The sequence below is a fragment of the Paenibacillus doosanensis genome (genome assembly GCF_025060755.1).
Taxonomy (GTDB): Bacteria; Bacillota; Bacilli; order Paenibacillales; family NBRC-103111; genus Paenibacillus_S; species Paenibacillus_S doosanensis.
Genome location: NZ_JANYUY010000013.1, coordinates 102,763 through 129,082, shown reverse-complemented (window position 1 = coordinate 129,082; position 26,320 = coordinate 102,763). Strand labels below are relative to the sequence as shown.

The window sequence follows — 26,320 nt, the reverse complement described above, 5'->3', positions numbered from 1 at the left end:
AAAATTTCCTTTCCCTTGTATTTAGCTAAAAGCAACATTTAAGTTGCCGAAATCACTTTTTCAAAAATTGGGATAACGCCTCGTTATAACATTCAGGTTAACCGAATTAGCCCTATAGGATTAGAGTCCACAGTAGGCTATTCCACTTCTTATCTTTGCCGAGTTGCTAGAATCATTATTTTTTGATTACAATGAATGTATCGAATCAGTGAGGAGTGATCGGTATGGCACGTGCTCCGCATGAAGATCAGGAATACTTCGCTCTAAGTCCTGAAGAGACGATACTCAGGCTGTTTAACTACTACTTTCCTCCCTATATTACGCTGGCTAGCCGCTTCGATTTTTTGCATGGGGAAGAAGACTTGTACAAAAACCGGCGCTTGAAACAATATTTATTGGAATATGTAGAGGATGGAAGCGCAGAGTTCATGCTCGGAGATAAGCCGATGCCGGTAAAACAAGGAGATCTTTTTCTAATCCGGCCCGATCATCCCCACACCATCCATGGAAAAGCCGGAAGTCCATACAAGTGCATCAGCATCTTGTTTCATTTCGGACAGAGCAGGAACTTTCCGCTGTCCGATTTGCTTCCGAAAGAGACGTATCTCGGTACGATTCGCGGCCTGCCGCTTGAAGACCAGCTTCACCAGCTAGTCCATAATTATCAGGACCCTCATTGGGTCAATCAGTTGAGGTGCCAGCATATCTTGATCGGCATTCTGCTGCAGCTGCTGACATCTGCGGCGCCGTTCGCCTTGAATCAAACCCGTTCGGGAGCAAGGGTCGAATTGGCCAGGCGTTATTTGGAGCAGCACTATGCGGAGAATATTACTTTGGAGCAGCTGGAGTCCGTCTCCGAATTAAGCCGCAATTACTTGCTGAGCAAATTCAAACAGTTCTATAATCTGTCTCCCATGAAATATCTGAGATGGATTCGCATCCAACGGGCCAAAGAGCTGGCGGCCAATACCAGTCTCTCGGTCAATGACATCGCCATTCGGGTAGGCTATGCAGACTTGCATACATTCGGCAGGATGTTCAAAGCCGAGACCGGAATGAGCCTGACGCAGTTCAGCTCCAGTATTAAATAAATAAAATCGGAACCCCTCTTATTGAAACGGGTTCCGATTCCATCCGGTGCTGCGCCTGCTTCGCGTAGAGATGAATTCTATTAGAAGTCTACTTCACAATGAAAATGAAGTTTTTAGGCTTATTATTAGGGCCGTCTCCAACAATTGTAAAGCTTTGCAAATTCACTCCGCTAGGCTCATAAACTCCACTCTTTGGTTTAAAGACAAGCTTGAAGTCATCGGTCATGTAGAAAGTATCCTTATCCTCATCTTTGGTTCCCGGTTTGTAGGTAATATCCTTGATATTAAATGCAACTCCAAATATTCCTATGAATGGAGTGAGAGAGTTGGTTTCAGTATCCTTTTCGATATCTGCTTTATTCGTAAAGCTATTATTAGTGCTATCGACTACTGTAACCTGTTGAACCAACTTAGCATCCCATATATAGCGGCCATCCAGCGCTTTGGGATCAACATTAGTCACCGAATTTTCTTTAAGCGTTCCTCCAATTTTTAATTGTTGGAATTCCAACTCGGAAGCAAATGCGCTAAAGTTGGCTTTCACGATCTTCGTACCTACAGGCGTACTCACGTTAAGTAGCGCATCCGTACTTCCCGGATTTAGTCCGACTATCTTGGTTGGATTATCAGGTTTATCCAAGGCAAACAAATTTGTATCGACGAAATTTACACTTACAATCACAGGCTTGGCATTGTCCGGGAATGTTACTTCATTCCCGAGTTTATCTTTGGCAGCAACTTCAATATTTTTATTTGCCAATTCAGGCCTGTTTTTGAATATATATGGCCCATCCTCCCGGGTAATTTTTTTATCTTTTCTTGAATTATTATTTTTATTCTCAAGCAAACCATGGTCTATAAGATATTTCCCAACAGCAAACAAGCTTGTATCAGATTTTACATAGTAGGTCAAATCCTCATCAATTTCTTTTAACGTGTAGCTTTGTGCCTGTGCCGATATGCTTTGGAGCTCCGTTTGAACCGGCCATTTGGTCGGGTCAGCCTCCTTGGGATCTCTCTTTGCTTTTACCAATGTCGCAACCACTTTATAGACACCCAGTTTTTTTGCATCTGGCATCAAGCTAATACTCGTACTACTGCTCACCTGGCTTGCCTTTACCCTTATGATCGGATTCGCATCGTTCATCTGAAGCTTCGAGTTACCACTGAAGTATCCCGTAAATGCACCTGCTTCCCCACTGACTTTTTGAAGCCTGAATTCTACCTGATATTCATCGGGAGCGGTCTTAAATTCTGTATCGTACTGATCTTTAATGACGTATTTTATGGTACTATTGGGATTTTTCACCCCTTGTATCACTGTTATGGTCTCTGTTGGCTCGAACCCTGATTTTTCCAGCCTTTCAACTACTCTCGCCGACTGAACCGTGTACTCGACTGTTGCTTTCTGATCGATATCCTTCAAATATACTTCGATTGACGCTGATCCAGTTTTCGTTGCTTGAACGACCACCTTACCCTTGTTGGCTCCACTTAGACCAATCGGTTCTCCGTCAGCAACAGACCCCAATTTAAGGACTCCAGTACTCCGCACTTGAATCTTGCCCGCATTGTATAATGCTGCAATTTCATCTGACGAGAAACTATAGCCTTCGGCATCTCTTATTTCCAAAGTGATCCCTACGTCCGTATCCCCCTCTGCCAGTTTGGAGGTTAAATCCGCGATCTTAAGACTGGCCGCTTGTTTGGGAGCGAACACTGCAATTTCTTGCTTAACCGTCTGACCGGAGCCTAGTGCCATTAAATTCAAGGTTGTTCCCTTATCTTTTTCAAAATCCTCCAAGGCAACGAGCTCCAACTCTGGATAATCATCATTATCGTAATCAACGAACACCTTGTTCTTCACATTTTCGAACAGCGCTTCACCCTCAAAACTTGCAAAAATCCCATTATCCAATTCCTCCACATCATCAACGAGACACCCATATTGATCATACGCCCTGAAGGATAAGTAGACTTTCCCTCCTGGCTGCAGCTGCTTATTGTCTTTATAGGTCAATTTCCCCAATTCGATCTTTGAAACAAAAACTGGGTCTCCGACCGTGAAATTCTTGCTTACCGTCAAATTGTGCTCTCTGTCATATATGGTGATAAAAACTGCAGAACCACGTTTTTCCTGACTTAGATCAATCTTAAAGGATTGTTTGCCCGGTACATATTGCATACCGATTCTTGAGTTGACCCTGATATCAAAGGCTGCGGCAGGCGAACTGGTTTGCTCTCCATATTGATTAATCTGCTTAAAATCAACGATCACCTTCGAGCGTGCCAATTCATCCGAAGAATTCGAAAATTGGAGTTCTTTAATTGTTTCATCCTCCGCTGAAAAATCTGCTGTCTTGTTTACTACACTCGCTTCATCCAAACCCGTCAATTCAACAGTATAGTTTCCTTTCGTCAACTTTGTATCTAATGTAATAGTCGCACTTTTTTTATCTGCCGCCCATTCCGTTGTTCCCGAGAAAGCGTTCCCATCCTTCTTGACTGTTAAAACTGCCTTCACCGCCTTAGCCGCATCCACCGCATTTTCAAATGTCACAGATAATTTACTGGCCCCGACTGCTTTCGCTTCTGCGATAGATACTTTGCTTGAATCATCACTTTGCTCCAAAAGAAGCTTGCGTGTTTCAAAACCAGACTCCACGAGCATTTTTCGGGTAGCAATTCTATCCGTGCCGTGAAAACGATTATCGTCGAGATTCTGCATAATCTTCAACTGCAAAGCAAAAGTGACAAATCGGCTTGACGCTTTGTCCACCTTATCCTCGTCTCGGATGCTACTGTCCGTGATTGGTGTAACATTTCTTGCTTCATCTACCTTACCGAGCCCATAAATCAAAAATTTGGCAAGATCCTGACGGCTTATGAATGTATCCGGATCAATAGCCATTCCCTCCTCATTAATAAGCCCCAGCGTTCTAAAAGATTCAATGTATGAAAGCGCTTCACTTCCGTCGCCGGAGAAAATGGCTCTAGATGCCTGAACGAAATCATCCCGAGTAACCGGAAGATTAATACCGTATGTTTGATCCGATTCCGGTTTAAGTACCCCAGCTTTCATAAACAGATCGAATTTGTCTTTCAAATCCTGCGGCATCATTTTCAGATCTTCATAATCATCGGACGTTTTTATTGCTTCAGCCTTATCTGTTATTATTTCTGCAGCTTCATTTTCTGCATAAGCAAACGGTTGTACTGACGTCGACAAAAGGAATAAACATACTGCGCATGCTATGTGTTTGTTGTTCATACGACACCTGCCTTCTTCGATTTAGTCCTGATCTCCTCGTTGCTTCGTTTGTATACCAAGCTGCCTCCTATTATAAAGCCCGTCCCGGCAGGATGATGTGAATTTGATCGCCGGCAGAAGTTGATGCAAAAAACTCCAGCCCGATGGCTGGAGTTTCATCGAACACATTATTCCGGATTTTGAATGACCCAGAGCGCTTCCGCATCGAATAGCTTCCAGAATTCATCGGTAGCATAATCATTCATTTGCGTACCTAAGTTGGTAAAGAAAAACGCGGAGCGTGCAGGCACTGTTTCCCCTTGTATATTTTTGGAGCCCTTCTCATAGGCAAAGATGGTTGCTTTGTTGGGTTCGCCTTTCACAGTCGCGACTACAATCGCATCCTTGCTCGGAACCCCGTATGTAAGTCTATAAGGCTCATAGTGTACCTGCACATCTCCAGATAAACCGGCCGCCAGCGGATGGTCCGGCTTCACAATCGAAATCTCCGTTTGCATGTCGGCGTTCGCGTTTTCCGAAACCGAAGATAAATCGGCATCTCCCATGGTACGGGAATGGCTATAAATAATCGGAATAGGAAGCGATTTCAATTTCTTCTTTACATATTTAGGATTCGTCGACCAGCCGATATAGGCAAGATCATAGCCTTCAAATGCTTCCGCAGTAATTTTTGTACTGGCCAACCGATCTACTTCGAAGCCAAGAGATTGCAGACGGTTTACAACCATATTGTCGTCCTTGCGAAAATCGGGATTACTCGTGTTCACATCGCTAGTCATAAGAACTCTTTTTCCTTTTGCAGAGACTTTGCCTGAATCCTCTTTATTCGGCTCAGGAGTTGGGGTTGTAGCTGGTGTTGGCGACGGCAACGGCGATGCGGCCGGACCAGCCAATATTTTTGTTGCCTCATAGCTGGCAAGGACAAGCATTTTACGTGTGGCCGGTGTCTTGCCTCCAAATGTACCATTGTCCAGCTTCGTCATAATATTCTTCTCCAGAGCAAGCGTTACATATCCCTTAGCCCAATCGTCCACGGTGCCGTCCGCCACTGGCACTGCTTTTTGAACAGGCTCATCCAAGCCAAGGCCGCGGATAAGAAATGCAGCCAGCTCTTGACGGGATACTTCCCCGGATGGATTATACATTTTGCCTTCCGAATCATAACCATTTGTAAGTCCTGCCTTTTTCAATGCCTCCACATACGTGAAAGACCAATGATCGGTACCCAAGTCGGTAAAGGAAGGCTTTGCAAGCGTCTTATCCATTGGTAGTGAAAAAATGAGAGTTGCTACCTTTGCAAATTGTGCACGATCCATCTTGGAATCCAAACCGAATGTATCTTCCGAGAGGCCGCTAAACACGCCACCACGAATCAGTTCATCGAATTTAGCTTTCGTTTCTTGAGGGAGGGTCTTTAAATCGTTGAAATCTTCTACCGTCTTGACTCCCTCTTGAGCAATCACTGAAGCAAATGGAAGTACTGTGAAAGATAACAGAAAGAAACATAATACAAAAGCGATTATTTTTCTCACTCAGACACCATCCTCATTTTCGTTTTGATCCACATTGAGAATCGTTTACCCTGCACTTCAAACCATTGCTTGGATGCGCCATCCATCACCTCCTTTCGAAGCTTTCTTCTGCGTATGGATGATTTGATCTCCCCTCTTCCGTCATTCTAAGTGCTATAACACCTGTGTGCGCATCAACCCTCAGTTCATTCAACATTTAATGAGAGCGCTTTATCAATGATGATATTATTTTTTAGCCGTCTTTTCGAGCTCTGTCTTAGCCACCTTATTGGTCTCGATGGCCTTAGTAGACTGCTCTTCAACCATCCGCAGTGCCGTGACCGAGTCTTTCGATTCTTTGAAGATAAGAGGCGCGAATACATTTTGCATCGGAACGTCATACCAAAGAAGACCAGCAGCACGTGCGGCTGGAGGCATCGCTGTTTTGCCGTTGAAGATCGCTTTCGTATTTTTACCACGCATTTGCGGCAGGTTTTGACCGAATGCTTCTTGTACCGCTTTGGACTCCATTGGAACGATAACACCTTCCTTCGCCAATTCTACTTGATGTTCCTCGGATAGAATGGCGGCCATAGCCTGGAAGGCAAGATCCTTCTTCATGGATTGCTTCGTAATGTACATGGAATACAAATTCGGTTGATATCTCGTATTCGGCGATTCACTGAAGGACGGTACAGAAACGACATCGAAGTTCAAGTTCTTATTTTGTTCATAGAATGAAACAAGATGGTCCACCGTTGCAACAGCCATAGCGATATTTCCTTTTGATGCGAACACTTCGACGGTATCGAACTGATTTGCAGGAATATCATAGAAACGTCTCATATTGTCCACGATTTTTTTCCACTCCGGCGTATTCAAGCTGGCTTTATCTTCCTTCATGCTAAGCGGTGAGAGGGAAAGCTGATTGTAGTTCATATAATGCCCCGGGTTTTGCGAGTAGCCTTTGTAAGTAACTTCCCCATCTACTCGGGTCAGCTTCTTTGCCAGCTCGTAGATCTCATCGTACGTCATGCCATCCTTCGGATAATCCACACCGAACTTGTCGAAGATGTCTTTGTTATAGAACAAAAGGAAATCGTTATTATTATAAGGCAGACCGATTAGCTTTCCTTCCGGCGTCAAGTTCTTCATCTGGGCTACCTGGGCCGGATTTAACTTGCTCATGTCGAAGTTATATTTTTTAATCAAATCTCCGATATCATATTGAAGATCATTATCAAAAATATATCTTTGTACATTCATCCGAGTATTATCCAAAATGATATCCGGGATTGTTCCTGCAGCAATCAAATCCTTATATTCACGGCCTTTGTCCCAGTGAACGTGCTTGATTGTTATATCGGGAAACTTCTTTTTCAAAAATTGCCCGATTTGCTTATCGAACTCTTCTTCCTTTGCAAAATAGGCAGGATAGACCGTGTAAATAAACAATTCATTGGGTGAAGATTTGGGTGTAGTAGGATTTTCTTCAATTGCAGGTAAGGACGTGCATCCTGCCAACAACGCTAGTGATGAAGTCAACAAAAAAGTTCTCGATACGATTTTGTTCATGTTTTTTAAAATCCTCCCTATTTTCGCTTTCCTGCATGCAAAAGCGAGCTCCTGTTCTTCCTTTAATCACATGATAACTACTGCGGTAACCTGATTTGTTGTTTCGTGACTGGAAGACGGCGTTCCATTTCGTTTCATAATGCCGGTTAAGTAAGTAGTAGAAAGAAGTCAAATTGATTCTACAGACTCTTTAAAATGGGTACTCTGGCACATTCGCTGTGATTGAGTTCTTTAAATAGTTCTTGTAAATTTAATAGGATTACCCCCCTTGCTGAAGTCTGGCGGTTGGAAAATACCCCCTCCTTACAAAGATAGATTAGTCATGAAAGCGCTTGTAAAATGAACCGTGAACGGCCGCCGTCAAAACTGACTAAAAGAATGTAATTTTACTTTATTACGAAAGCAGATTTCATTCATTAGGGGAGAATTCATTTTCATAGGTCGATTATTGCATTTTTTCCTTAAAGTGGAACTCTATTGCACAACTTGAATTACCTCTTGAAATTCCTCCACTGAAGCTTCACATTTTGAGCGACTACGTGCAAAAAAGCCTCATCCCGCTAAGGAGGGGCTTTCTTCATTGCTTGTTTAATCCCAGGTCTAGATTAAGACCCAAGGTTTCTCGGTAATCTGGAACTGCCGCCGCGTTCCTTTTTCATCAATCCCCTATATGCGCCTACATCTGTTTTTGCTTGTTGATCGTACGATCCAGGCTGCCGTCGTATCCGGTTTGAAAGTAATAGAGATTGACGATCTCCTTGTTGTCGCCGGCCAGTCCCGCCATATAGGCCGAGCCGTCGGACAGCTCGCACAGGACGGGAACGCCGATTTTGTCGACGCCGTCTGCGGCCGTGATTTTGACGGAAGTAATCGTTACATTGGTGGGCAGCAGAGCGGTCACAGCCTGTTTTGCCTTTTCCTTCCAGGCCGGGTCGTTCAAGTCCGCATTCTTCACTGCATTCCGGTCATAGGAGGACGAGGCGTTAATGATCTTGCCGTTAACGGAGTTCAGGTAAACCGAGTAGGACTTTGCGCCGCTCGCTTCAGCGGCAGCGCCGCCGGATGGCCCTGCCGGCTCAAACGTGACGGACCAAGTGTCGGTACCTGGTACGGAGCCTTTGAGAAAGCCTGCGCGGGCCGTGTACCCGTTAAGGTCGGCGGCAAACGTTTTTTTGAGCAGCCCCGCTCCATAAGCGGCTGCTTGTTCGGCAGTAATATCCTTCTCCCCCGGGACGTATGTAGACTGAAGCTCCGCAGCCCGGCTCTCCAGCTCCGCTGTCGGAGCGCCCTTGGCTGTAAGCGTTTCTTTGAGCTTATCCGTAGTATATGCCGCGGATTGATCGATCACCGTGTATTCCGCTTTTACCTCCGTCGCAGCCGCCTTGGTTTCCGGCAGTACATCCCTTTTCGGCTGCTGCACAACTTGCACGCCGGTTTGCGCGAAAGTCTCGCCGCTGAGCAGGATATACATCGTCCCGCCGCCGCCGGCAATTAAAGCGGCCGCTGCAACAAATACCCCCGCCTTTTTCACAGTCGTCTTCAGCTTGTTCATCTCGATCGTCTCCTCTGATTGAATTGTACCGAAGTACTTACACCCCCATCATACATCCGCGGATATTATCGAGTTTTCAAAGAGTTGTTATGAAGTTGTAAAAATAACCCGCACCGTCGTTCCTTCTCCCGGCCGGGACTTAATTTGAAACTCGGCTCCGTGCAGCTTCGCGATTTGTCGGCATAACGACAGCCCCAAGCCCACTCCGCCCGCATTTCTGGAGCGCGCCCGATCCACCCGATAGAACGGTTCGCACACCAATGCCGTCTGCTCCTCTTCCATGCCGCAGCCGAAATCCTGCACCTCCAGCACCGGCACTGCATCGGCATAAGCCGACAAACGTATAATCGAACCCGCAGCGGAAGCGTTAGCGGCGTTGTCGATAACGTTGATCAGCATCGATTGCAGCAGCACCGCATCTCCCGTGATTTCATCCAGACGGCAAGAGACTTCGAGCCGCATCTGTTTCTCCCGCAGTTTTTGCTCGGCCGCCGCCCGCACCGCTTCCAGCAATCGGGATGGCATGACGGGAAGCCGTTCCATCGCATTGTTGCTTATGAGCGCCAAGTCCAGCAGTTTGAAGGCAAGATTCTGCATTCTGTCGGTTTCCGTCAAAATATAACGGGCCGCCTTCATACGGTCCTGTTCACGGGCGTTCGCATGCTGCAAATATTCCGCATATCCGCGAATGGCCGTCAGCGGCGTTCTCAGCTCATGAGCCAGATTGTCCACGAGACGCTGTTTATTGTGCGCGGCTTGATCGAGTTCGGCAATCTTTTCCCGGATGCTTGCGGCCATTTGATTGAAGTTTACGGCAAGATCGCGGAACTCGTCCTTCCCCTTCACTGCGATGGCGCGATCATAGACGCCTCCCGCAATTTCGCCGACGGCTTGCTGCAAAGCCCGGACGGGGTAAGTCAATCTCTTAAGCAGCAGCAGCAGCGCTAACGCCAAGGCGATCTCCATAGCAACGCTCACGATGATCAAGTAGCGGGTCAGCTCGGATTGGGCCTGATACAGCTCGGCGTTATCGCGCGCATACACCAGCGTGTAATTATCGTAATGACCGCCGACGCTGCCGGTGATCCATAAAAACGGGCCTTCGTTGACCATCCGGATCTTCGTCCGATCCGCTTCCCCGGAAGCATTCGGCGCTGCGGCATGAGCCGGCACGTTAGAGAAAATGAGCTGATCCGAACGAAGCAGCTCCAAGTACACATGCTGGTGTGCGTAATAATCGGCATACGAGCGCATGAAGCTTCGCATCTGCTCCGGTATCGGCAGCGTTTGCTCCCTGAAATACAGGCTGTCCAAAGTTTGATAAATGCTATTGGAAATAAACTGATATTCGCCCATTGCCCTGTCGGCATCCCGTTTCATATCCAGCGCGAAATACGATCTGGCGATAAGGTATAGACATACATTAATGAATACAATGACTACCGCAAGGATGAGGATAAACGTTTTTTGCCAAAATTTCATGGGTTAGCCTCCAGCCGGTAGCCCATTTTATAGACGGTCTTGATCCGCTGCTCCCAATTTAATTTTTTGCGCAGCTTTTGAATATGTACGTCTACCGTCCTCGTTTCGCCCATATAGTCGTATCCCCAAACAAGATGAAGCAGTTTTTCGCGGGACAGCGCAATATTTTTATTCTTGATCAGCGTCTCCAGCAACTCGTATTCGCGGTGTGTGAATTCAACCTCGGAGCCGTTTACCGTAACCACCCTGCTGTCCAGATTGACAACCGTATCGTCAAGGGCAAAAACGGGCGTAGCCCGCTGAACGCGTCGCAGCACCGCATCAATTCGCGCCAGCAGCTCCACGGTTTCGAACGGTTTTACGATATAATCGTCGGCGCCCAGCTTCAGCCCCTTCACTTTGTCGGACAAGCTGCCCATGGCGGTCAGGAAAATGACCGGCGTCCCCTCAGCCACATGCTGTATCAGTTGAAAGCCGTCCAATCCCGGCAGCATAATATCCATGATTATCAATGCATAAGTATTACTTTTCAAACGCTCCGACGCCTCATGGCCGTTATATACCTGTTCACAGCTATGCCCTACCAATTCCAAGTTCATGGCAATCAGATCGTTGATAGCCAGCTCATCCTCTACGATGAGAATATGCGCCATTCGATGACCCCCTCATGTAATCGACGGAGCTGTCATCGATTTTGTTTCAGTCGTTTGCGCCATACAGCTGTTGCATTCGCAACAACAGGGGCTCTGTACGCTATTTCCCGGCACACGCAGCCATGGGGCTAATAGCCGTTTCATTCCGCTGCAGTCCCGAATACAGCTGAAACTTTGCGCCGCGCAGCAGCGTCTCATAAATGAAGAAACGGAACCATATCCTGATCCGTCTCAAATGAAACTAATCAGATAGAATGCCAAAATGAAAAAAAGATCGGGTTTAGGAGAAGCTTCATCCTGAACCCGATCTTTTTGCTGCGCTGTCACGGTCCGACTGTTTTAAAGATATTCTTTATAGAAAGCTCCCAATTTTTCAACGGCTTGTTTAACCGGTTCCGGTCTGTCATATAAATCATAGTGAGACGCGCCCTCGACAATGAATAAATCCTTATTCTTCGAAGCGGCTTTGCTAAAAAGCTCATGGCCGTCTTTGTATGAACCGAATGCACCTTGAACGTCGCCGACGATGATTTGTAACGGCTGAGTCAGAAGCTCTTCCGCCAAATGGAAAGCATCGAATGCCATCACCGAGCCGACGCTGGTAAATTTCAGCTTATTTGGAGAATTGGGGCTTTGACCTCTTGGAGTTGTGTAGTATTCAACGGCTTCAACAATATCTATATCCGTGATGCCGGTTTGTGCGAGTTCCTCTTGATTGCGAGGAATCCAATTCGTAATCAGGGGTTCAGCCCCGCGTGCTTCGGCAGTCCGCTGTTGTCCGATGGCCTCCAAAGCTTTGATGGCATCGCCGCTTTCGCGATTGACGCGGCCAATATTGGCGCCGACGACGGTCCCGACCGCCCGGATGCGACGTTCTGTCATTGCTGCATTGACTGCATAACCGCCACCTGCGCAAACGCCCAATACGCCGATCCGATTCTCATCTACATAATCAAGCGTAGTCAGGTAATCTACGGCACAACGAATATCTTCAACGCGCGCCGCCGGCTCCTCAATATACCGGGGCTCACCCTCGCTTTCTCCCTGATAGGATGCATCAAATGCAATGGTTACATACCCGAGCTCGGCCAGTTTCTCCGCATAGATGCCTGCCGTTTGGTCTTTACAGCTGCTGCCGGGATGAACGCAAACAATGGCAGGGTATTGCTTATTCTCCTCAATATGTTCAGGTAAATTCAAAATACCGGCTACTTGCAGCCCTCTCGCATTAAACTTAACATTTTTTTTGGTCGTTGCCACATCGAAAACCGCCTTTGCTTATTTTTATTATATATACACAAGAGTTATAATACTCTCGCGTGTATTTATGATATAATATAAACGCAGGCTGCTCAATTGCCACATCTCCGAATTCGTGTATTAATACACACATTATCAAATTTTGCGTATTAAGGAGCTTCCTCCATTATGAATACAATAGACAGAAGAATCGTAAAGTCGCAAAAAGCTATTCAATCCACATTTTTAGCCATGCTGATTGAAGACGGATTTGATGAAATAACGGTTAAACAAATCACTGAAAAAGCGGATATAAGCAGAAAAACATTTTATTTGCACTATGTTGATAAACATGACCTGCTGGATGCCGTCGTGAATGAACAGTTAAAGGAATTGGAAATGATTTGCGAGCAAAAAAAAGAGAAGGGCTTTGTAGAGGGCACCGTGATTTGGTTCGAATATTTCGAGCGACATCAGGCATTCTTCGCGGCTTTGTTTGCAAGTAAAAGCACTGTCTCGTTCAGGGAAAGACTGCTGGGCTTTATGATGGATCAGCTTAGCCAAAAAATCGATAGGAGCGACCCTGAAAAAGATCCCGAAATCGTTCTGAAATTTCTAAGCATGGCTGTTTTAGGCATTATGGAATCTTTTGTATTGAAGCAGCTGCAAGGCAGTACGGAACGAATAGCAACAGAAGTCGGGGAATTGATGCTGCGCACGATCCCGCTAACGTCCGCGGACCGCTGACATCGCAGCAAGAGCGCCTTCTGCTGCGCAGAGACGCTCTTGCTGCCGAAGCTCCTATAATCCGGCGACGATATGCAAATGATAGCCGATCGCATATAACCGCTGGCAGCCGTGGCGATGGCGGCGAAGTTCATGGACCTGCGGCGCGAACCAACTGCTCCGCTTCTACCCCGACGGCTCGATCCGCGTCGGGGGGAGATAAAAGCGCGCGCCGCGGTCCCCGCTACGCCTTCTGCAGCCGCAGCGAGTTTACGATGACGGTAACCGAGCTGAAGGCCATCGCCGTGCAGGCGACCCACGGCGCCAAATACCCCGTAACGGCAAACGGAATCGCCAGCGTATTGTACAGCAGCGAGAAGCCGAGATTTTGCCTGATGATCCGCATCGTCCTGCCGCTGATGCGCAGCGCTCGCACCATCCCCTTCAAGTCCCCCTTCAGCAGCACGACGTCGGCGGCCGCTTTGGCAATGTCCGTGCCCTGCGCGATGGCGATGCCGACATCGGCCGCCGCCAGCGCCGGCGCGTCGTTGATTCCGTCGCCGACCATGGCGACCCGCTTGCCCTGCCGCTTCAGCTTATCGACCAGCGCGACCTTGTCCTCCGGCAGCATCTGCGCATAGACATGGCGGATGCCGGTCTGCCTCGCTATCGACCGGGCGGTAGACGGATGATCGCCGGTAACCATCATCACTTCCGCGCCCATCGCCTGCAGCTGCCGGATCGCTTGGCGCGAGGTCGGCTTGATCTTGTCGCTCAGCGCGATCGCTCCGGCCCATTCCCCGTCGACCGCCGCGTAAATGATGCTGCAGCCTTCGCGCTCCCAGCGCTCGATGCGAGCGGACTGCAGCGCAGGGGCGGCGCCCCGCTCCTGCAGCCAGAGGCGCGTGCCCGCGAGCACCTCGCGGCCCTCAACGACGGCGCGGATGCCGCGGCCCGCATGCGCTTCGAACGCCTCGCAGGCGGGCGCCGGCTCCTGCGCAGGGCCGCCGTGCGGCCGCTCGGCTGCCTCGACGATGGCGCGCGCGAGCGGGTGCTCCGACGGCCGCTCGGCCGCTGCGACAAGCCGCAGCAGCGCCTCAGGCGGGCGGCGAACCGCCAGCACGTCCGTTAGCTGCGGCCTGCCGGCAGTAATCGTGCCGGTTTTGTCCAGCAGCACGACGTTAACCTGCGGAAGCGTCTCCAGATGCTTCCCTTCCTTGAACAGAATGCCGAGCTGCGCCGCCCGCCCGGACCCGACCAGAATCGAGGTCGGCGTCGCCAATCCGAGCGCGCAGGGGCAGGCGATGAGCAGCACGGCGATCGCCTTCTCCAGCGCTCCGCCGGTGATTCCCGGCTCCAACAGGAAATACCAGGCGGCGAACGTCAGCGCGGCGATAGCGATAATAATCGGAACGAAAATGCCCGACAGCTTATCCGCCATCCGCTGAATCGGCGCCTTGGACGACTGCGCCTCCTCCATCAGACGGATCAGCTTGGCCAGCGTCGTCTGGTTGCCGACCTGCGTCGCCTTGAACACGAGCATCCCGTTATGGCTTACCGTGCCGCTCATCACGCGGTCTCCCGGCTGCTTATCCACGGGAAGGCTCTCCCCGCTGATCATCGATTCGTTCACCGAGGCCTGTCCGTCCACGACGATGCCGTCGACCGCAATCTTATCGCCGGGCTTGACCAGCAGCAAATCGCCGGAGGCGACCTCTTCGAAGGGCACGCGCTGCTCCTTGTTATCCCTGATGACACGGGCCATATCCGGACGCAGCCGATGAAGCTCGCGCAGGCTGTTCACCGTCCGTCTCTTGGACAGTGCCTCCAGCCATTTGCCGAACCAGACGATTGTCATAATCATGACGCTGGCGTCGAAGTACAGCGGGCTGTGATGCCCTGCGGCCATGCCGTGACCGGCAGCGGCGGCTCCGTGAAACATCAAATAATGGCTGTAGCCGTAAGCGGCGGACGTCCCTATAACTACCAGCACGTCCATATTGGCCCCTCCGCTCTTCAAAGCATGAAACGCCCGGATGTAGAACGGAAGGCCGATCGCGAACTGCACCGGCGTCGCCAATGCCAGCTGAAACCACGGATTGACGATCAGCTCGGGAACCCATAGCGAGGAGGTGAGCCGGTGATGTCCGGCCATCGCCCAAATAAACGGCAGCATAAACAAAAGCGAGAGGAAGAAGATTATTCCGGTTTTGGCAATGTCGAACGGGTCGGCTGTCTCGACATTCTTCTCATCGGGCGCATACTCCTGCGCCGCAAAGCCGAGCATCCGGATTTTGTCCGCGACCTGATGTACGTCCACCCGCTCCGGCAGCAGCGACAGCGACGCCCGGTGCATCGCCAGATTGACGTTAACCTGCTCGACCCCATCCATGCGGCCGACGACTCTCTCGATTCGTGCGGCGCACGCCGCGCATGTCATTCCCGAAATGTTCAATACGACCTGCCTTACAGCCGTAGGCATTGTGCCGTTCATACTTCCTCACTCCATCTCCGTCAATAGTTGACAACAGGCATCGATGAACTCGCTGTAACCTCTGCAACGAGAGTTTCCCGCTTGTACCAATATATGGACCGGCCCGCTCAATCATGACAGCTTGCGATGCAAAACATCCTGCTCCGGGAGAGGCCGGGGCGCCGCAACAGAATCGCGCACTCGGCTCCGCCGGCCTTAGACAGCTTTGCTGCGCCGCTTGTCTGCGGACCCGCGCCCGAACGGCCGCTATATGTCGGCCGAATCGGTGCGAACGCCTCATCCCCCATCGGGAGAAGCTCCCGGTTATGTCCGCGCATCGTTTCCTTCACAACAAAAAAAACGGCTCCATAAGCATCGCGCCTCTTTCGCATTCTGCGTAAAAAGCGGTATCGCTTATGAAGCCGTCCTTGCCGCAACCCGGGCCGAATGCCGGATTACTCCTCTTCGCCGCCGGAACGGCGGGCCTGCAGCAGGAACACCGTAATGAAAATAAATGCCGTAAGCGCCATTAAAGGAATCGTAATAATGCCGAACCAGTCGATATAATCCTGATTGCACGGAACCCCGACCGTACACGGAAGCAGCTTGGCCAATCCGGGAATTTTTTGCTCCGCGTAATGATAGAGCGAGATGAGCCCGCCGATCACGCTGAGCGGCAGCACGTAAGGGATTAGCCTGCGGTCGTTTTTATAGCACGCCATGCCCAGCACAATGACGAGCGGGTACATAAAGATGCGCTGGAACCAGCACAGCTTGCACGGCTCGAAGCCCAGCACCTCGCTCAGAAACAAGCTGCCCGCTACCGCGACCAAGGACACCGCCCAGGCCATATACAACCCGTATTGCTTGCATATCGATCGGATCACGTCGTTTACTCACCCTTTTGCGCTTCTTGGATCGCAGCTTTGATCTTGTTGTAATCGAATACGTCGTCGAACTTTTTGCCGTTAATGAACAATGTCGGCGTGCCGCCAACTTGATTGTTGCGGGCGAACGCGTTATGCGCGTCGATTTCGCTTTGGTACGTTTTCCCCGCAATATCCGCCGTCAGCTTGTCGTAGTCTATCGGCAGGTTTTCTTTGCGGGCCAGCTCCGTCAAAAACTCCGGCGTCGCCCAAGGCAGCTTCTCATCCCCTTGAGCTTTGTAAATCGCGTCGTAAAATTTCCAATACGCGTCGTTATTCTGGTGGAAAATCGATTGGGCCGCCAGCGCCGCCGTGTTGGAATCCGGGCCGATGATCGTATAGTTCATAAAATGAAGCGATGCGATCCCCGTATCGATGAAATCTTTTTGCAGCTGCGGTTCGATTTGCTGGCTGAACACTTTGCAGGAAGGACATTTGTAATCGCCCAATTCGACGATTTTGACAGGCGCGTCGCTCTTGCCGAGCGTCGGCATCGATTCATACGGCATTTGCACCGGCTGCGGCTTCGGCATTACGATAATGATAATAGCGATGAGCGCGACGACGCAGGCCGCCGTAATCCACATAATATTCCGCATGCGCGCTTGTTCTTTTTGCTTCTCCAGCTTCTTCTGCTCTTTATAAGTCGCTTTTTTCGTTGTAGCTTTCAAGGAAATACCCCTCTTCTTTCTATCATTGTTTATATTACCACAATCGTCATATCGTTTCACCGGCTTCGCTGCTCCCCCGGGTGCGGTTCCGAACGGGAAGCCGGTGGTCCGCGGCCCTATTCAGCCTTCCCGGCCCGTAGCCTCCGCCCTCGTCAGCAAATTGCCGACGGCGAAGATCGGATTGGGGCTCAGCATCGTATGTACCGACATGGCGAGCAGAGCCACTTCCAGCTCGCAGCCTCCCGCAAATCCCGCGGATCGCTTGGCCGTAAAGATCGCACCGAGCAAAATCAGCGCAAAAGCCGCGGAAACGGTGCGAGCGCCGATGCCCAGCATAACGCACACGCCGCCGACAAGCTCGACCACGCCTACGGCATCGGCCAATATGCCCGGCAAGCCCAGCGTTTCAAAGAATGCCGCGGTATTCTCGATTCCCCCCTGAAACTTCAAACAACCGTGTATGAAAAAAGTAAATCCGAGCGCCACTCTTAATATAAAAGCGCCGAGCCCTTCTTTTACATGCGGCATCGCCGACTTCCTCCTTCCTTATAATATAACTGGCCCAAGCTGCGGTAGGCAACATAAGCGGTGCTATGCAGCGGGCGAGGCGGGTCAAGGATACTCTGCAAAGACGGCGGCTTCTGCCGGAAAGGCGCGGCGTGCCGCTTGACTCTATGAACGTCCGGGCGATGCCGGCGTAAGAGAAGAAGCTCGTATCGGGAAAGCATCTGCCGGTAAAAGCCACAAACTACAACCCGTAGTGTCGCTGTGCATGCGAAAACGTCCATCGCTCTCCTAACAACATACAGATGCCTGCATGTCCGTGTTCAAAGCTTGCTTGATCGCGTTCAAGAGGTTTCCACAGCCGATACCGAGGGGTTATTATTACGATAACGATTTCGATAACTGCACTATGCCGATGCGGTGAGAACAGGTGAGAACAACGTCTATCGACGTCTTCTCCAAAACGAGCGCCCTTGCAACTGAATCGTCAACGAAAACGATAACGGACACAGACGCAGCTATTTGCGCTTAAACCGGCCTTTCGGATTTCTAACGGACAAGGGCGCAGCTTTTTGCCTGAAGTAGCTCTCTTCCGAGGCGAACCGGGGCCAATAAGCGCCGTGTTGACCGTTACCGTTTGAACCCGGCGGATTAGGACGGTTTAAGGTCGCCGGTGTCCGTTAGCGTTAGCTTTCCTTGGAAGGAATCTGGAAAAGCGCCAGCGTTCGCCTAAGAAAAACGGATTTTCTCCGTAAACAATCCCAAAATCCGGTTTCAACGGCGGCGATGGGAAGATCAAATGAGCAGCGCAGCGGACGGGGAAAACCCGATTCCGCTCACCGTCTTCCCCCGGTTTCATGAATCGTACCCTCATGAACCGGCGGAAATCCGGCCAACAGGACGCAGCTTGCACCGTTCCGCCTCCTACAGGCGGCTGCAGCCGCTTTTTCGCCGCGATTGCGTTAATGCATCGCAACAATAAACATCGAGCATAAAGCGAGCATCGCCTGAACCGAGATCATGGCAGGCGTGAAAGGCCATTTGAGCGGAAGCTCGCCGTGCGGCTCCAGCAGCTTCCGGATGCGGAAGTTGATCGACGTGTCCGTAAAGGATACATGCGGGATCGGCAAGTTCACGGGAGCTTGTCCCTTCAGCAGCTTGAGAAGCGCTCCCCCAAGATCCGCCGAGCCTCCCAGCTTATCTATCGCGTAATTATCGGCCAGGATTTCCCTGACGATTTTATAATTATGATGAAAGGATTTCAATATCGGCATATACCACATCACGGAGGCGAGGAGCGACAGCAAAAATATTTTCAGCGGATCGCCGTGCTTGCGGTGGAACGTCTCGTGGTGGATGACCGCCGCCAGCTCGCTCGGATCAAGCAGCTCCAGCAAGCCCGTCGACAAGACGATTTGCGGCTTCCATACCCCCGCCGCAAAGGCCATCGGCGCAGAGCCGCGAATGACGGTTAGCGGCGCGCTCCCGCCGCCGTACTGCTCGCAAATCTGCCGGGTCAGCGCCTCGTGCCGGTATAGCCGCAGCTTCCCGTGAAAGGCTCGGGATAAATACAGCTGCTTGCCCGCGCTCCAAACCGCGAGCAGCAGCGTATGAAATACGATAGCGTTCAGCATATAACCGGCCCATGTGACGCCCAGCGACCGGATCGCCGTATGGCAAAACTGGATGACATTATATTTCACTTCCCAGCCGGCCAGCGCATGCATCGTATACATGCCCATCTGGAAAAACATCAGCCCCGCAATCAGCATACACGAACCAAAAATCAGCTTCGATCGAGTTTCCCACATCGATTACGTTTCCTTTTTCAGCTGTTTTATTTTTTGTTCCAGCTTTTCCATCAGTTCCGTGTCCGCCTCTTCCAAGGCGTCGAGCATATGGCTCACGACAAGCGGGCCGAATTCTTCAATCAGCTCATGCGTCAATTCTTTGGACTGCGTGTCGATGAACTGTTCCTTGGACAGAACGGGACTATAAGCAAAAGACCTGCCTTCCAGCCGCTTATTCAGCACGCCCTTCTCTACCAGACGGTTCATTACCGTCATGACGGTGTTGAAGTTCACGAGCTTCTTCTGATCGCGCTCGAGCTTCTGCTGCACGTCCTTGATCGATTTCTCCGCGCCGTCCCACAGAATGTCCATGATCTTGGCTTCCAACGCGCCGAAGAACCGGTTCAAACCGCTTTCATTCGTTTTGAAATGATGAATTTTCAATTGCCACACCTCTCACTACAAATTGTAGTGACCGTGCCCGGAAAAGTCAAGGCGGAGCCGGGATACAGGGCTTCGAGGGGAAGCCGTTAGGGCTGCTGGAATCGAGAAATGCGGTCAGCGTTTCCGGCGATTCGGCGGTCGCTTTCAACGTGAAATTGAACTTCCCGCTAATACGGTACAATCCGATGACGTCCGGCGATTCCGTGCAGAAGCGTTGGAACTCCGCACAGTTGCCCGTTTTGAACAGCACGACATCGATGACCCTCGATATCCCGCTAACCGTCGGCAATCTCAAACTTCGCAACCGGCTCATGATGGCGCCGATGCAGCAGTATGAGAGCCTTCTCCCCAATCGTTTTACCGATTGGCCATGCGGCCCGGCGAACAAAAAAGGCGAACCGGTCCCCCCTCATCCGCTCACCGCAAGCCGGAAAACGGCTCTTGTTTTTCATAGAGCTTAACGGATTATTAACTATACAGAGACTAAGGCTTATGATATACTTTTCTCGATTTGAATGCGCTTTATTTATAAGGACTATGGGTGGAGACGATGAGAAAACCCTGATCCTACAACATTTTCCCTTTCTGGCCGCAATACGGGCGAGAAGGAGACGATTTGTACGGGGAGGTGGATCTCGTCTTTTTGGCGTTGCCCAAAAATCGCTGCAATCGGCAGCACACAGCATAAGCCTTTCTAAAGGAGTGTTCAAATGATAACCCATAAATGGAAACGACGTTTTACGGCAGGGCTCGCGCTCTTCCTTGCCCTCCCTCCGCTTGCCGGCCTTCACGGGCTGCCTACGGCGCAAGCCGCAGCGGTCTCCGTGCCGATCCCTCCCCTGACGATTACCGAGATGGTTCAGGATACGACCAACGCGGTCAACGCCTCCGGCTCTTCGGTCGACGGCTTCGAGTATATCGAGCTGTATAACAACAGCAGTACCCCGATCCCGCTGAAGGGATACAAAATTATTTATAATACGACTTCCACGTGGAATCTTGATAAAGATATGGCGATCCAGCCGCATGACACGATGATTCTGTGGGTGCAGTCGCCGGGCTTATCCGGCAGCGTAGAGGCGTTCAACGCCAACTTCAGTTCCCATATCCGGGAAGACCAGTTTTACCCGATATCCGGCCAAGGCTTGTCCAACAGCGGTTCCCGTACGCTTATTCTTGTAGACAGCGACGGCTTCCAGCTGTGCAGCGTTTCGTATTCGGACGGAACCGGCGAAAACGACGACGTGGTGCTGAATAAAAGCGTCATCTACAGCTACCCGACCGATCAGACGATCGTCATGCGCAAGACGGCCAATCAGCAGACGCCGACGCCTGGCAGCATCGTTGCCGGCCAAGCTCCGGACACTTCGGCACCCGTGCCGCCCGCCGGCTTGTTCGCCGTGCGGGGGGACCGCTCGGTGCGGCTGAACTGGACGGCGAGCGCCGATCCGAACGTAACCGGCTACCGCGTCATCGTCAACGGAGTGATGGAAAACGATACGGCGTCCGAACCCTCGTACGAAGTGACGGGATTGACCAACTTCACCGAATACCGTTTCTCGGTCGTCGCGGTGAACGGCGATTTCCAGATGTCCATACCTTCGGAGCCTGTCAAGGCTGAGCCGCAGCCGGAGGTCATCGATTCGATCCCGCCCGACGCTCCGGCCGGACTTGCGGCATCGCAAACCGGCGTCGCTGAGGTGAAGCTGAGTTGGGCGCCGAATACCGAGCCGGATATCGCATCGTATAACATATACCGGAACGGCTCGCTGGCAGCCACCGTATCGTCGTCAACGTATACCGCCGATATTGCCTCCTTATCCGGCGGCTTCGAGTACAAGCTTCAGGTGTCGGCCGTCGATTCGTCGGCCAACGAATCCGAGAAGTCGCCGCCGCTGACCGTAACACTGCCGCATGAGCCGCTGACGCAGGTCGAGACGGGCGCTCCGATTGTCGGAGACATTACGCCTTATCAGCGGTTCCTCGACGTGAGCGAGCCGGGACCGATCGTGCCCGGACTGCTGCAGGGACTCGTTCCGCAGGGGATGCATATCATTCGCGACAAAAACTGGGCCGTCCTCTCCAGCTACCGTGACGACCGGCGCGCCAGCACGCTGACGATCATCGATTTAACGACCGGCAAGCATATCAAAACGATTCATTTATATAAGAACGGACAGCCGTTCACCGGACATGCGGGCGGAGTCGCCGTCAGCGATAAATACGTATGGGTTGCCTACGGCAAGGAACTGCTCCGGCTGAAGCTGGACGATGTGGTCAACTGTCCGGATAACGCCAATCTGTCGTTCGAGGGCAGCTTCCTGACCAATACGCGGGCCTCTTTTGCCACATATTCCGACGGTATTCTATGGGTTGGCGATTATTACAGCTCGCCGAACTACTTGACTACGCCGATTCAGAAAATGACGACGCGCGATAACAAGGTGTACAACGCCTGGATCGTCGGCTATAAGCTCGATGCGCAGACGGACCTGCTTCCTGCGGATTCCAAGCTGACAAGCGACGGTATGGTGATCCCGAACTATATTTTCTCGGTGACGGACCGCATTCAAGGCGCCACGATCACGGCGGACGAGGTCATGCTAAGCCAAACGAACGGGAATCCGAACAGCAATATTTTGAAATATAAAGCAAGCGTGCAGGAGCCGCCGCATACTAGCGTAACGATCGGGGATACGACGGTGCCGGTCTGGTTCCTTGACGGGCTGAATATAGAGGACTCGCTGAATATGCCTCCTTCGGCGGAAGGAAATTTCGAGCTGGACGGCAAGCTGTACATTATGTACGAATCGGGCGCCAACATCTATCGTCCCGAAATCAACTATCCGCTCGACCGGCTGCAGATCGTCGATCTGAAGGCATGGGAGCTGTACGATCACATTGCGATCGACGGCCCTGCGGCGGCGCTAACCGAAGGGCAGACCTTCCCGTTGAAGGTGCACTATAATTTGGGCAAACAGGGGTCGAGCGATGTGACCGCGAATTCTTCGTTTACCAGCAGCGATCCTGCGGTCGCGTCCGTAGCAGCGGACGGACTGCTGACTGCGCTTCGCGCGGGCGATACCGTCATCAGCGCCACCTATAAAGGAAGAACGGCCGTTTATTCGCTTAAGGTCGGCCTGACAGCGATGCGACGCTAAAAGGAATTGCCGTCAATGACGAGCCTTTGGCCGGATTCGATCCGCAGACGAAAGCTTATGTGTACCGCACCCCTCACGCCATGAGCAGCGTTACGCTGCAGGCGGCGACGACCGCCGCCCGCGCTTCGCTCAGCGGCATCACCGTCAAACGCGGCGATACCGTCACCGATGTCGCCTATACGGTCAGCGATGCGGTATACCGTACAAGCGGCGTCCCTCTCCCGGAAGGCGACAGCCTGTTTGCAATCGGCGTGACGGCGGCTGACGGAAGCTCGGCCGAAAGCTGCGGCGTAACGGTCCATCGCGCCGCTCTGCCTGCGCTCAGAAGCTCGGCATTACTCAAGGCTACGAGAACGGCTCCTTCGGCATCGGCCGGCAAATAACCCGCCAGGAAATGGCCGCGCTCGCTTACCGGGCATCCAGGCTGGCGCAAATTCAGCTGGCTCCGGCCGTTCCGGGCAGAGCGTTCAGCGATCACAGCGATATTCAAAGCTATGCCGCCGAAGCGATTGAAAAGCTGCAGCAGGCCGGGATCATGGACGGAATGCCCGAAGGCCGCTTCGCTCCGGACGACTACAGCACCTGAGCTCAAGCGATCAAGCTAATTTACGGCTTGTACTTAAAAGCTTGGTGAACAAGTCCGCTGCGGTGCCCATTTGATCTTCCATCGCTAAGCCTAGCGATAAACGGCAAAAGCCTTCCGTTCCGCGAACACCGCGGAAACGGAAGGTTCTTTTTTAGGAGACGCGCACTTCCCCTCAATAAAAGAAGAGTAGAGGTCTGCGCTTGTTCCGGCGGACGATAAAACCGACTATCCCTATGTATTTACTACACTTTATATCAAAGTTATCCTAGTACCCTTCTTTTATTTCTCAACGATTTCTTCGCCGGCTTCTCATACACGAAGAGAGCGCCGGATAACGAGGAATTTGCGAGCGGCGTTAACCGGCATCGTTTCATCGACGAGCGGCCGCGCTCCAAGCAGATTCTCATCAGCATGCAAGCGGCGCCTTACAGCGCATTCTGCCTTTTTTGCTTGGCACTGGTGGAAAGCAGACTCGCGGAGCTAATACAATCGCGGTACGTACGCGCTTGCCCGTTATCGGCATAACCGGCTACGACGCCGACCGCCGCGGAAATCGTGAACGAATGGAACGTAACCGGCGTGGACAGCCGTTCCGTCAGGAAGCCGATCTCTTCTCGGCTTCGGTTCGTAATAATGACAAATTCATCTCCGCCGTATCGGCATAAATAATCCCGATCCTGTACGGCCTGCTTCAGCATGCCGGAGAAGTGGATCAGCAGATCGTCGCCGACCGCGTGCCCGTACGTTTTATTCACTTTGCCGAAATCGTTCAAATCGATGAACAGCAAATAGAACGGCGTACCCTCTTCTACTAAATATTCGTGGATGTACTCTATGTAATTGGAGCGGTACAGATTCGTCAACGGATCGATATAATTGCCGATGGTGCTTTTTAACGTTTCGCGCGTGACGATGCCTTTCACTTGCTGGCCGTCTTGGACGATCAGCCGCTCCACGTTATGCTGTTCCATCGTCAGCAGCGCGCTGCCGATGAACACCGATTGGGATACGCCTACCGGATTGGCCGTCATCGCGTCGGCGACGATTCGATTCGGATGAGCAGAACGAATGTCCTTCGAAGTAATGATCCCTTTGACTTCCCCTTCGTCGATTACGATCAGCGAACCGATTCCCAGCTCATTCATCAGATCTGCAGCATATCTAACGCTCCTTCCGGAAGTGATGCTGCATACTTTTTCCGACATGACCTGTCCGACCTTCACTGAAGCTCCACCTCTCGTTGAATTGAAACCGTTATTTTCAATTCGGCTCTTAATACCATCGATTCATTGATCAGCTTGTCCGCTTCCTCCAATATAATTTCGAGCAGCAGATTTTTATCGAGCATTTCGAGCAGTGAATTGCGAATTAACACCCCTTCGACCTTGGGATGATCGAACTTCAATATCGAGAACTGCTCGGGAGACAGCGCTTCCGCCATTCTTCTTACCGCCTCAGGTCCGATCGGCGCTCTTTTCCCGATAATCAGCAAATCCTGCATCGGCGGCATCTCAAATTCCGTCATTTTCATGGACAAGCTCGCTCTGCGAGAATAGTTCACTTGACTCATCATAAACATCCTTTACAATATAGGGTTAACGAACATGAGTTCTTCCAGAGGCTGGGGCTTTGCAAACAAATAACCTTGACCGTATACGACCCCCATCTGCTCCAATATTTCATACTGCCGCTCATTTTCAATCCCTTCGACGATCAGCTCGGAGGAGCCTCCGCTGCAAAATTCCGTCAGCATCCGAATCATCCGCTGCTTGCCCTTGGAGTGTTCCAGACCGTACGTAAAATATTTGGACAGCTTAATGTAATCGGGTTCGAAATCGACCAGCTGCTTCAGGGATATGGCGCCTTCCCCGACGTCGTCGAATGCGATCAAAATCGCTTTTTTATGTAATAAATTCACAATGCCTCTGTCCAGCAGTTCCGTCCACCGGTCGAATTCCTCGATCGCTTCGTTAATTTCAAATACGATGTCCAGGCCGGTTCCGGCTCTCCGCAGGACCAGCTCATTCAGGAATGCATGAAATTCATGGTGAAGCAGCGTAGACGGATATATATTAACGAACAGCTGATTTTTTTGCCCCGGTATGACTTGACTGCATTGACCGACAGCCTGAAGGACGGATTGCGTATCCAAATCGAACAGGCGGTCTTCTCGGCGGGCCGTCTCAAACAGCTGCTCCGGATGTCCTGCATTGCTTCTGATCAGAGCCTCAAATCCTAGTATCTCTCTATTTTCCATGTAGACGATCGGTTGATATACATGCGAGAAAGAGCAACCCGCTTTTTCATAAGGCATTGTCAATATTCCTTTCTTCCTAATTAAAGGGCTGATGATGGCACAATCGATTTCTATAATTTGCTAGCATCATACTAATATTAAATGAATTTGCTTATCAAATCCAGCAATCCCTTACATATATCGACAAATATTTTACACTTCCCAGGTCGCCCGTCCCAAAAAAGACAAAATCTTCTTTCTATCAACTAGTTCTCAAAGCCTATTTTCCTGAGCGCCGTCAATCCGATCAGCCGCGCCGCGACGGGTTCGCCGTCGGACTGAACGCGGGACGGCATAAACAGCGGCATCGCAGAGCTTGACTGCTAGCCCCCGGAGTGCCGCTGTTTCTCGTTACAAATATGAATATTC

General features: G+C 51.0%; 21 protein-coding genes and 2 pseudogenes. 6 read left to right on the top strand and 17 right to left on the bottom strand.

Annotation, left to right across the window (positions count from 1 at the left end):
* The first annotated feature begins 224 nt into the window (after positions 1–224).
* The gene (locus tag N0M98_RS12225) at positions 225–1,091 is read left to right on the top strand and encodes a helix-turn-helix domain-containing protein (RefSeq protein ID WP_259618029.1); all 867 of its coding nucleotides are present in this window, start codon (positions 225–227) and stop codon (positions 1,089–1,091) included.
* A gap of 88 nt (positions 1,092–1,179) precedes the next feature.
* On the opposite strand, the gene N0M98_RS12220 is transcribed toward N0M98_RS12225, so the two are convergent.
* The 7 genes from N0M98_RS12220 to N0M98_RS12190 form a co-directional block, all read right to left on the bottom strand.
* Entirely contained in the window at positions 1,180–4,362 is a 3,183-nt protein-coding gene (locus N0M98_RS12220; protein WP_259618028.1) for a hypothetical protein, read from the bottom strand.
* 167 nt (positions 4,363–4,529) lie between these two features.
* Entirely contained in the window at positions 4,530–5,894 is a 1,365-nt protein-coding gene (locus tag N0M98_RS12215; protein WP_259618027.1) for an S-layer homology domain-containing protein, read from the bottom strand.
* Positions 5,895–6,119: 225 nt separating this feature from the next.
* Positions 6,120–7,448 carry an ABC transporter substrate-binding protein gene (locus N0M98_RS12210; protein WP_259618026.1) on the bottom strand — a complete coding sequence of 443 codons (1,329 nt, stop codon included), beginning with the start codon at positions 7,446–7,448 and terminating at the stop codon, positions 6,120–6,122.
* Positions 7,449–8,124: 676 nt separating this feature from the next.
* Positions 8,125–9,000, bottom strand: coding sequence for a hypothetical protein (locus N0M98_RS12205; protein ID WP_259618025.1), 876 nt, complete (start codon positions 8,998–9,000; stop codon positions 8,125–8,127).
* A gap of 87 nt (positions 9,001–9,087) precedes the next feature.
* Positions 9,088–10,482, bottom strand: coding sequence for a sensor histidine kinase (locus tag N0M98_RS12200; protein WP_259618024.1), 1,395 nt, complete (start codon positions 10,480–10,482; stop codon positions 9,088–9,090).
* The gene (locus N0M98_RS12195; protein ID WP_259618023.1) at positions 10,479–11,135 is read right to left on the bottom strand and encodes a response regulator transcription factor; all 657 of its coding nucleotides are present in this window, start codon (positions 11,133–11,135) and stop codon (positions 10,479–10,481) included. The genes N0M98_RS12200 and N0M98_RS12195 overlap by 4 nt, the downstream gene beginning before the upstream one ends.
* A 339-nt stretch (positions 11,136–11,474) precedes the next feature.
* Positions 11,475–12,395, bottom strand: coding sequence for an alpha/beta hydrolase (locus tag N0M98_RS12190; protein WP_259618022.1), 921 nt, complete (start codon positions 12,393–12,395; stop codon positions 11,475–11,477).
* Between the two features lie 168 nt (positions 12,396–12,563).
* On the opposite strand from N0M98_RS12190, the gene N0M98_RS12185 reads away from it, so the two are divergent.
* Entirely contained in the window at positions 12,564–13,121 is a 558-nt protein-coding gene (locus N0M98_RS12185) for a TetR/AcrR family transcriptional regulator (protein ID WP_259618021.1), read from the top strand.
* 223 nt (positions 13,122–13,344) lie between these two features.
* Here N0M98_RS12185 and N0M98_RS12180 read toward each other — a convergent pair whose 3' ends face one another.
* The 7 genes from N0M98_RS12180 to N0M98_RS12150 form a co-directional block, all read right to left on the bottom strand.
* Positions 13,345–15,594: a heavy metal translocating P-type ATPase gene (locus tag N0M98_RS12180; protein ID WP_259618020.1), complete on the bottom strand. Its 2,250-nt coding sequence runs from the start codon at positions 15,592–15,594 to the stop codon at positions 13,345–13,347.
* A gap of 434 nt (positions 15,595–16,028) precedes the next feature.
* Positions 16,029–16,457, bottom strand: a complete 429-nt coding sequence (locus tag N0M98_RS12175) for a disulfide oxidoreductase (protein ID WP_259618043.1) — start codon at positions 16,455–16,457, stop codon at positions 16,029–16,031.
* A gap of 8 nt (positions 16,458–16,465) precedes the next feature.
* Entirely contained in the window at positions 16,466–17,170 is a 705-nt protein-coding gene (locus N0M98_RS12170; RefSeq protein WP_259618019.1) for a DsbA family protein, read from the bottom strand.
* A 120-nt stretch (positions 17,171–17,290) separates the two neighbouring features.
* Entirely contained in the window at positions 17,291–17,698 is a 408-nt protein-coding gene (locus N0M98_RS12165) for a DoxX family protein (RefSeq protein ID WP_259618018.1), read from the bottom strand.
* Positions 17,699–18,636: 938 nt separating this feature from the next.
* The gene (locus tag N0M98_RS12160; RefSeq protein ID WP_259618017.1) at positions 18,637–19,485 is read right to left on the bottom strand and encodes a M56 family metallopeptidase; all 849 of its coding nucleotides are present in this window, start codon (positions 19,483–19,485) and stop codon (positions 18,637–18,639) included.
* Between the two features lie 3 nt (positions 19,486–19,488).
* The gene (locus tag N0M98_RS12155; protein WP_259618016.1) at positions 19,489–19,908 is read right to left on the bottom strand and encodes a BlaI/MecI/CopY family transcriptional regulator; all 420 of its coding nucleotides are present in this window, start codon (positions 19,906–19,908) and stop codon (positions 19,489–19,491) included.
* Positions 19,909–19,954: 46 nt separating this feature from the next.
* On the bottom strand, positions 19,955–20,203 hold the full coding sequence (locus N0M98_RS12150) for an Lrp/AsnC ligand binding domain-containing protein (RefSeq protein WP_259618015.1): 249 nt from the start codon (positions 20,201–20,203) through the stop codon (positions 19,955–19,957).
* A 415-nt stretch (positions 20,204–20,618) separates the two neighbouring features.
* Here N0M98_RS12150 and N0M98_RS12145 point away from each other — a divergent pair, with 415 nt between their 5' ends.
* The 4 genes and pseudogenes from N0M98_RS12145 (at position 20,619) to N0M98_RS12135 (ending at position 23,655) form a co-directional block, all read left to right on the top strand.
* Complete coding sequence (locus tag N0M98_RS12145) at positions 20,619–23,069, top strand: fibronectin type III domain-containing protein (protein ID WP_259618014.1); 2,451 nt, start codon at positions 20,619–20,621, stop codon at positions 23,067–23,069.
* A gap of 5 nt (positions 23,070–23,074) precedes the next feature.
* Positions 23,075–23,362 (top strand): annotated as a pseudogene (locus N0M98_RS12140) (cadherin-like beta sandwich domain-containing protein); the annotation flags it as partial.
* Positions 23,353–23,436 (top strand): annotated as a pseudogene (locus N0M98_RS33880) (hypothetical protein); the annotation flags it as partial. The pseudogenes N0M98_RS12140 and N0M98_RS33880, both read left to right, overlap by 10 nt.
* A 27-nt stretch (positions 23,437–23,463) precedes the next feature.
* Entirely contained in the window at positions 23,464–23,655 is a 192-nt protein-coding gene (locus N0M98_RS12135; protein WP_259618013.1) for an S-layer homology domain-containing protein, read from the top strand.
* Positions 23,656–24,080: 425 nt separating this feature from the next.
* On the opposite strand, the gene N0M98_RS12130 is transcribed toward N0M98_RS12135, so the two are convergent.
* Genes N0M98_RS12130 through N0M98_RS12120 form a run of 3 tightly spaced genes read right to left on the bottom strand, consistent with a single transcriptional unit; the run spans position 24,081 to position 25,969 of the window.
* The gene (locus tag N0M98_RS12130; RefSeq protein ID WP_259618012.1) at positions 24,081–24,878 is read right to left on the bottom strand and encodes a GGDEF domain-containing protein; all 798 of its coding nucleotides are present in this window, start codon (positions 24,876–24,878) and stop codon (positions 24,081–24,083) included.
* The gene (locus N0M98_RS12125; protein WP_259618011.1) at positions 24,875–25,228 is read right to left on the bottom strand and encodes a hypothetical protein; all 354 of its coding nucleotides are present in this window, start codon (positions 25,226–25,228) and stop codon (positions 24,875–24,877) included. The genes N0M98_RS12130 and N0M98_RS12125 overlap by 4 nt, the downstream gene beginning before the upstream one ends.
* A 9-nt stretch (positions 25,229–25,237) precedes the next feature.
* Positions 25,238–25,969, bottom strand: a complete 732-nt coding sequence (locus N0M98_RS12120; protein WP_259618041.1) for an EAL domain-containing protein — start codon at positions 25,967–25,969, stop codon at positions 25,238–25,240.
* Positions 25,970–26,320: the final 351 nt, after the last annotated feature.

What these genes read in the sequence shown, in the direction of transcription:
- N0M98_RS12225 (WP_259618029.1), top strand. Translation starts at nt 225, where the DNA reads ATGGCACGTGCTCCGCATGAAGATCAGGAATACTTCGCTCTAAGTCCT.
- N0M98_RS12220 (WP_259618028.1), bottom strand. Translation starts at nt 4,362, where the DNA reads ATGAACAACAAACACATAGCATGCGCAGTATGTTTATTCCTTTTGTCG.
- N0M98_RS12210 (WP_259618026.1), bottom strand. Translation starts at nt 7,448, where the DNA reads ATGAACAAAATCGTATCGAGAACTTTTTTGTTGACTTCATCACTAGCG.
- N0M98_RS12205 (WP_259618025.1), bottom strand. Translation starts at nt 9,000, where the DNA reads ATGAACAAGCTGAAGACGACTGTGAAAAAGGCGGGGGTATTTGTTGCA.
- N0M98_RS12200 (WP_259618024.1), bottom strand. Translation starts at nt 10,482, where the DNA reads ATGAAATTTTGGCAAAAAACGTTTATCCTCATCCTTGCGGTAGTCATT.
- N0M98_RS12195 (WP_259618023.1), bottom strand. Translation starts at nt 11,135, where the DNA reads ATGGCGCATATTCTCATCGTAGAGGATGAGCTGGCTATCAACGATCTG.
- N0M98_RS12185 (WP_259618021.1), top strand. Translation starts at nt 12,564, where the DNA reads ATGAATACAATAGACAGAAGAATCGTAAAGTCGCAAAAAGCTATTCAA.
- N0M98_RS12180 (WP_259618020.1), bottom strand. Translation starts at nt 15,594, where the DNA reads ATGAACGGCACAATGCCTACGGCTGTAAGGCAGGTCGTATTGAACATT.
- N0M98_RS12165 (WP_259618018.1), bottom strand. Translation starts at nt 17,698, where the DNA reads ATGCCGCATGTAAAAGAAGGGCTCGGCGCTTTTATATTAAGAGTGGCG.
- N0M98_RS12160 (WP_259618017.1), bottom strand. Translation starts at nt 19,485, where the DNA reads ATGTGGGAAACTCGATCGAAGCTGATTTTTGGTTCGTGTATGCTGATT.
- N0M98_RS12145 (WP_259618014.1), top strand. Translation starts at nt 20,619, where the DNA reads ATGATAACCCATAAATGGAAACGACGTTTTACGGCAGGGCTCGCGCTC.
- N0M98_RS12135 (WP_259618013.1), top strand. Translation starts at nt 23,464, where the DNA reads ATGGCCGCGCTCGCTTACCGGGCATCCAGGCTGGCGCAAATTCAGCTG.
- N0M98_RS12125 (WP_259618011.1), bottom strand. Translation starts at nt 25,228, where the DNA reads ATGATGAGTCAAGTGAACTATTCTCGCAGAGCGAGCTTGTCCATGAAA.
- N0M98_RS12120 (WP_259618041.1), bottom strand. Translation starts at nt 25,969, where the DNA reads ATGCCTTATGAAAAAGCGGGTTGCTCTTTCTCGCATGTATATCAACCG.